General features: G+C 70.8%; 6 protein-coding genes. 1 reads left to right on the top strand and 5 read right to left on the bottom strand.

All coding sequences use genetic code 11. The features are described 5' to 3' along the window. Nucleotides 1–64: 64 nt before the first annotated feature. On the bottom strand, nucleotides 65–1,093 hold the full coding sequence (locus ACFWZ2_RS25595) for a glycoside hydrolase family 6 protein (RefSeq protein WP_384549391.1): 1,029 nt from the start codon (nucleotides 1,091–1,093) through the stop codon (nucleotides 65–67). Between the two features lie 157 nt (nucleotides 1,094–1,250). Between ACFWZ2_RS25595 and ACFWZ2_RS25590 the strand changes: the two genes are divergently transcribed. Beyond that, nucleotides 1,251–2,012 carry an ANTAR domain-containing protein gene (locus ACFWZ2_RS25590; RefSeq protein ID WP_384549389.1) on the top strand — a complete coding sequence of 254 codons (762 nt, stop codon included), beginning with the start codon at nucleotides 1,251–1,253 and terminating at the stop codon, nucleotides 2,010–2,012. 319 nt (nucleotides 2,013–2,331) lie between these two features. Here ACFWZ2_RS25590 and ACFWZ2_RS25585 read toward each other — a convergent pair whose 3' ends face one another. From ACFWZ2_RS25585 to ACFWZ2_RS25570, 4 genes are all read right to left on the bottom strand, one after another. Further along, the gene (locus tag ACFWZ2_RS25585) at nucleotides 2,332–2,997 is read right to left on the bottom strand and encodes a class F sortase (RefSeq protein WP_384549387.1); all 666 of its coding nucleotides are present in this window, start codon (nucleotides 2,995–2,997) and stop codon (nucleotides 2,332–2,334) included. 16 nt (nucleotides 2,998–3,013) lie between these two features. Beyond that, nucleotides 3,014–3,562, bottom strand: a complete 549-nt coding sequence (locus tag ACFWZ2_RS25580; RefSeq protein WP_384549385.1) for a hypothetical protein — start codon at nucleotides 3,560–3,562, stop codon at nucleotides 3,014–3,016. Between the two features lie 87 nt (nucleotides 3,563–3,649). Further along, a complete protein-coding gene (locus ACFWZ2_RS25575) occupies nucleotides 3,650–4,429 on the bottom strand; it encodes an HAD-IIA family hydrolase (RefSeq protein ID WP_384549383.1) in 780 nt (259 codons plus the stop codon). Nucleotides 4,430–4,500: 71 nt separating this feature from the next. Further along, nucleotides 4,501–5,994: an alkaline phosphatase family protein gene (locus ACFWZ2_RS25570; RefSeq protein ID WP_384549381.1), complete on the bottom strand. Its 1,494-nt coding sequence runs from the start codon at nucleotides 5,992–5,994 to the stop codon at nucleotides 4,501–4,503. Nucleotides 5,995–6,000 lie beyond the last annotated feature (6 nt).

Genomic DNA, 6,000 nt, shown 5'->3' with positions numbered 1-6,000 from the left:
CGGCAGATGCGACTGCGGCTTTCTCTTTGGTTGCTCGCGCAGTTCCCCGCGCCCCTGACGGGGCCTACTCGCCCGCGAGGCCGAGCGCGTACTCCGGCCACCACTCGCCCGCCTTGGGGCCGCCCCGACAGGTGCCGTCGGACTCGCCGGGCCGCTTGACCCAGAGGTACGCGTCGACGAGCGGGTCGGACGTCTTGGTGGTCGGTGCCTCGCCGAGCGCCCGCCCGGGCGGATTGCACCAGGGGTCCTTGCCCTTGGTGTAGGGGCCGTTGCCGTTGCGGCCCGTGTCGATGACGAACGGCTTGTTGCCGATCTTCGCCGAGAGCTGCTTGCCGTACTCCGTACTGGCCTCGGTGGTCTGGAAGTTGGAGACGTTGACCGAGAAGCCGTCGGCCTGCTCGACGCCGGACCGCTTGAGGGGTTCCCAGACCGAGTCGGGACCCTTGCCCCAGCCCGCGTTGCCCGCGTCGAGGTACACCTTGGTGTTCTTCAGGGACTTGAGCTTCCCTATGGCGCCCTTGAGGAGGTCGTACCGCTCCTCGTGGAACTGCTCGGGCGTGCAGTTGTCGACCATGTGGAGGACCGCGTCCGGCTCCAGGATCACCGTGGCGGGGCGGTCGCCGATGCCCTTGGCGACCTGGTCGATGAACGCGCGGTACGCGTTGCCGTCGGCCGCGCCGCCGCCCGAGTACTGGCCGCAGTCGCGGTGCGGGATGTTGTAGACGACGAGGAGGGCGTCACGGTCGGCCTTCTCGGCGGCCTCCGTGAACCCGCGGGCCTGCTCCTCCGCGCTCTCCGGGACGAGCCACTCGGCGACCGGCTGCTCGGCGATCTTCCGGATCAGCTCGGCGTCGTCCTTCTTGCCGTCCTTGTCGTAGGAGGCGACCTGCTTGGCCGCGTTGCCATCGGGATTGACCCAGTACGGGTCCTCGCCCTTGGGCTGTTGCTTCACCGGCGGACTCGACTTCTCGGAGTCGTCGTCGCCGGAGGAGAAGCACCCGGACAGCAGCAGCGCGGCCCCCGTGAGCGCCACTCCCGTCCTCACCCCCCTGGCCGCGAGACCGTGCCCGCGACCGGTGCCTTTGCGGTACATCCACTCCCCCTCGGGTGCACTGTCCGTATCTCAATCCTGACATACGTACTCCCTGCCCACGAGGCCCGCCCGTCCTGGGAGAAGACCTGTAGGAGACCTGTTACAGCACGCCGCGCAGGGGTAGACGCAGTCCGCGGGGAGCGGCGGAAGGAGGGCCATGCGGGACCGCGACAGCGAACTGCGGCTAGCGGACGTGTTGGTGGAGACCGCCGACACACTGTCCGAAGGCTTCGACCCCGAGCACTATCTGCGGTGGCTCGCCGACCGTTGCGTGGAACTCCTGGACGCGCAGGGCGCGGGCGTGATGTACACGGGCCAGGGCGACGGGGTGCACCTCATCCCCGGCACCCGCCAACAGCACGTGGTGCGCGACCTGTTGGCCGTACAGCACCTCGGCGGACCGTGCCTGGAGAGCTTCGGCACCGGTGAGCCCGTGCCGCCCGTCCCGATCGACGGGAAGGGGGCGGGGGCACGCTGGCCCGAGTTCTCCGAACGCGCCGAGCGGCACGGTGTCGCGGGCACGTACGCGGTGCCCTTGCGCAGACGCGGCGCGAAGACGATGGGCGTACTCAATGTCTTTGTGCCGCACGCGCCCCAAGTAGCGGATTCCGAACGCCAGTTGCATATCGCCCAGGCACTCGCCAGGGCGGCCGCGGTGGGACTGCTCAATCACCGCACTCACACGGAGTGCCGAACTCGCTCCGAGCACCTGCAGACCGCGCTGGACAGCCGTATTCGCATCGAACAGGCCAAAGGCATACTCGCCGAACGCTGGAGCACGGGTACGGACGAGGCATTTGAGGTGCTGCGCCGCTTCGCGCGCAGAGAACGCCTGGTCATGGACGTGGTCGCGACGCAGGTGATCAAGGGCGAGATCGACGGCGAAGCGCTCGGGCGCGACAGGTCCGAACCTTCCTGAGAATCGCCCCCCACCTGCGATGATCACAGAGGGAAAGCGCTTCACGACTTGGCGTCATTCGACCTCTAGGCCGGGGCGCCCATTCGTTCTAAAGTCTGTTCCACGGCCCAAGCCCCCGGCCTTGTCGACCGTTCCGAATTCCGGAATGGTCCCCGTACCTCCCGCGCCGGCGCCGGGTTTCTCCCGCAGCTCGTGCGCGCGCGGTCGAGGACCAGCCCGGTCGGCGGCTCCGGGGGGAGCGGGCCGCCGATCGGGCCAGGTGGCCCTCGAACCAGGGGCGTTGGGGCACGGACCGGCCATGGATCGGCTGCGGGGCGGGCTACGGACCGACGCCCGTGAGATACGCGGACACGACCACGTTCGCCGTGTACGTCCTGGTCTCCTTGTCGAACGTGCCGCCGCAGGTGATCAGGCGCAGCTCGGCCCGGCCCTCCTCGTGCGGGCCGTACGCCTTCTTCGCGTCGAACCGGTCGCGGGTGTGCACCTGCACGTCGTCCACCGTGAACTCCGCGACCGTGCCGTCGTCGCGGGCCACCCGCACCTTCTCGCCGGGGCGCAGCGCGCTCAGGTCGTAGAAGACCGCGGGCTTCGTCTCCGTGTCGACATGGCCGACGAAGAGGGCGGCGCCGGGGGCGCCGGGGCGGGTGCCGCCGCCGTACCAGCCGACGGTGCCCGGCTGTTCGAAGGGCGGCGGGTCGATCGCGCCGTCGGCGTCCAGGCCGCGGGCCGCCACCGGGGCCCGCACCTCCAGGGAGGGCACGTCGACGCGCCGCGGCCGCGCGGGGGCCAACGGCTCGTGTGCGGGCGGCAGTTCGACGCCGAGCGGGCGGCCGACCGCGGCGACGTCGCCGGTGCCCGGCGCGGAGAGACCGCCGCGCAGGTCCGTCATGTCGCTGCCCCACAGCCACAGGCCGACCAGGAGGACCGCCCAGGCGACGCCGGTCAGCAGGCGGCCGGTCCCTGACGAGCGCTCGCCGCCGGACACGGGTGCGCCCCGCCCGTCACTCGGAGCGGCGTCGGCGGACGCTGCGGAAGGCCACGGCGACCGCCGCGACGCCCGCGAGGACCAGGCCGATCACCGCGTGCCGGGTGCCGGGACCGGCTTCCTCGGCCCCGTCAGCCCGGGCCGCGGAGGCCAGGTGGGCGGTGCCGCCGCCTCCGGCGCGCACCGGGGAGACGGGCGCCGGGTTGTGCTGGACGACCCGGACGGTGCCCGCGCCCTGGTGGGGGTGGCCGTCGCAGGTGACGGTGACGTCGTACGTACCGGCGACACCGTGCTTGATCCGGGCGCTGCCGTTCAGCGAGTACTGACCGCCGTCACGCCCCGTGAGGCTGACGTCCCCATCGAAGGCGCCGGACCCGGCGGACCCGGTCGTGCCGTCGCAGCCCGAGACGCTCACCTCCACGGTGCCGCCGGGCGCGGCGCTCGACGGGGTGACGGTGGCCCGTACGGAGCCGTGGTCATGGGCCTGGGCGGCACCGAGGGGCAGGCCGACCGTCAGGGCGACGGCCACCACACCCCCACGCAGAGCAAGGGAACGTATACGCATCGTGAACCTCCTGCTTCCGAGATTCACGCGCGGTGACATCTCCCGCATCCTGCGGGGGTCCGTATGGCTTCCTTGAGGTACCGAGTGCTAGACCCGCTCCACAAGGTCAGCGATGGAGTCCACAACGTTGGAGGGCCGGAAGGGGTGCTGATCGATGTCGCCCCGGGACGTGAGCCCGGTGAGCACGAGGAACGTCTCCATCCCCGCCTCCAGTCCGGCGAGGACATCCGTGTCCATGCGGTCCCCGATCATCGCGCTCGTCTCCGAATGCGCCCCGATCGCGTTCAGCCCCGTCCGCATCATCAGCGGATTCGGCTTCCCCGCGAAGTACGGGTTCTTGCCGGTCGCCTTGGTGATCAGCGCGGCGACGGCTCCCGTGGCGGGCAGCGGCCCCTCCGTCGAGGGCCCCGTCTCGTCGGGGTTGGTGCAGATGAACCGCGCCCCGCCGTTGATCAGCCGGACGGCCTTCGTCATGGCCTCGAAGGAGTACGTCCGGGTCTCGCCGAGCACCACGTAGTCGGGGTCGTGGTCGGTGAGGACGTACCCGATGTCGTGCAGGGCCGTGGTCAGACCGGCCTCGCCGATGACGTACGCCGTGCCGCCGGGCCGCTGGTCGTCGAGGAACTTCGCCGTGGCGAGCGCGGACGTCCAGATGTTCTCGACGGGCACTTCGAGGCCCATGCGGGTGAGCCGGGCCTGGAGGTCGCGCGCGGTGTAGATGGAGTTGTTCGTGAGGACCAGGAAGGGCTTGCCGGAGTCGCGCAGCTTCTTGATGAAGGCGTCGGCGCCGGGGATCGGCACTCCCTCGTGGATGAGCACGCCGTCCATGTCGGTGAGCCACGATTCGATGGGCTTGCGCTCTGCCATGGGGTGCACTCCTGCGGTGTACGGGTTGCCTGGGGCGCCGGGACAGCGCTGTGCCGACGCCCCCAGCCTAATCAGGAAGCCGTGATCTTGACCCCGTCGATCGTCCAGTACCAGTTGTTGCCCCCGGTGTAACGGAAGCGGACCTGAGCCTTCCGGGCGCCCGCGGGGACCTGGAGGGTGATGTTCTCGACGACGGAAGGGGTGTCCGCCGTGTACGTCTTCACCGCGACCGGGGCCCCGCCGTCGTACGAGACGAGGACCTCGCCCTTCTGCGGGGCCTCCTGGCGGTAGTACGTCGTGTACGTGAGCGTGGCCTTCGCGCCGCCCCGCACGTCGTACGAGGGGCTGATCAGCGTCGAGTCGAAGGTGCCGGTCACGGCCTTGTCGCTCCACTCGTCGCCGTCGGCCACCGCGAAGACGCCGCGGGCGCGGATGTTGTTCTCGCGCTGCTGGTCGCGCTCGGCCTTGGTCCAGAACTCGTCCGTGGTGAAGGACCAGCCGCGCCACTCGGTGACGCCGCCGGTGCCCATCTTGGCGTTGTCGACCGTCCAGCCGTTCGGGGGTGTGTGCGTGAAGCCGATGACGCCGGAGCCGATGCCGCCCTCGTCGACCGGGCCCGTCAGCTTGGCGCGCAGCGCGTCGAAGTCGTCGGGCAGCGGCCGCTGGATCGGGCGGCCGTCGAAGCCCCAGGCCGGATCGATCGCCACGCCCAGATGGGCGAGGGCGCTCGCGGCGACGTCGGGCATGCGGACGTCGTGACGGACGGAGCCCGCGGTGACCGTGCCGCCTGCGGCGATCAGGAAGGTCTGGCGCTCGGGCCAGCTGGAGCCGCCGTGGCCGCCCGCGTCGGTGTGCCCGTGGTCGGCGGTGATCATGATGAGCCAGTCCTCTTCGCCGTACGTGGCACGGGACTTGACGGCGGCGACGATCTGGCCGACCTGGGTGTCGACGCCGTGCAGCGCGTCCAGGTACGCCTGGCTGGCGGCGCCGCTCTCGTGGCCCGCGTGGTCGACGTTGTCGAGCTGGACGAAGACGGCGTCGGGGTTGCCGTTCCTGACCTCGGCGACGGCGCGGGACGTGGTGCCCGCGTCGTACTCGGCGGACGGGGTGGAGACCCGGGTGTCGACCTTCGCGGAGAAGATGATGTCGGTGATGGGGTTCCAGGAGGCCACCGCGTAGGTCCGCAGGCCCGGCTTCGCGGCCTCGATCCGGGTCATGAAGTCCGGGTACGTGGCGAGCTGGTGGCCGGTGAAGTCGTTGTTGACGACCTTGTGCTTGTCGGGCCAGACGCCGGTGATGAGCGTCGACCAGCCGGGTCCGGACGAGGTGGGCGCGAGCGGATTGGCGTAGAGGGCGCTGGGCGCGGTGAGGCCCGCGGACATCAGGCCTTTCAGGACGGGCGTTTCGGCGTCCTTGATTCTGTTGAGCAGGGCGCCGTCGAGCCCTATGACCAGGACCTTCGGGGCCTTGGCCGCGGCTCTGGCGACGGCGGCGAGAGGGCCCGCCGCGGTCGCGAGCGCGGCGGCCGAGACGAGGAGCGAGCGGCGGGAGATTCCTTGCGACACGTGTGC

The organism is Streptomyces sp. NPDC059002, from assembly GCF_042740435.1.
Classification (GTDB): domain Bacteria; phylum Actinomycetota; class Actinomycetes; order Streptomycetales; family Streptomycetaceae; genus Streptomyces.
The sequence above is the reverse complement of the archived record's forward strand: the minus strand, read 5'-3'. Positions and strand labels throughout refer to the sequence as shown.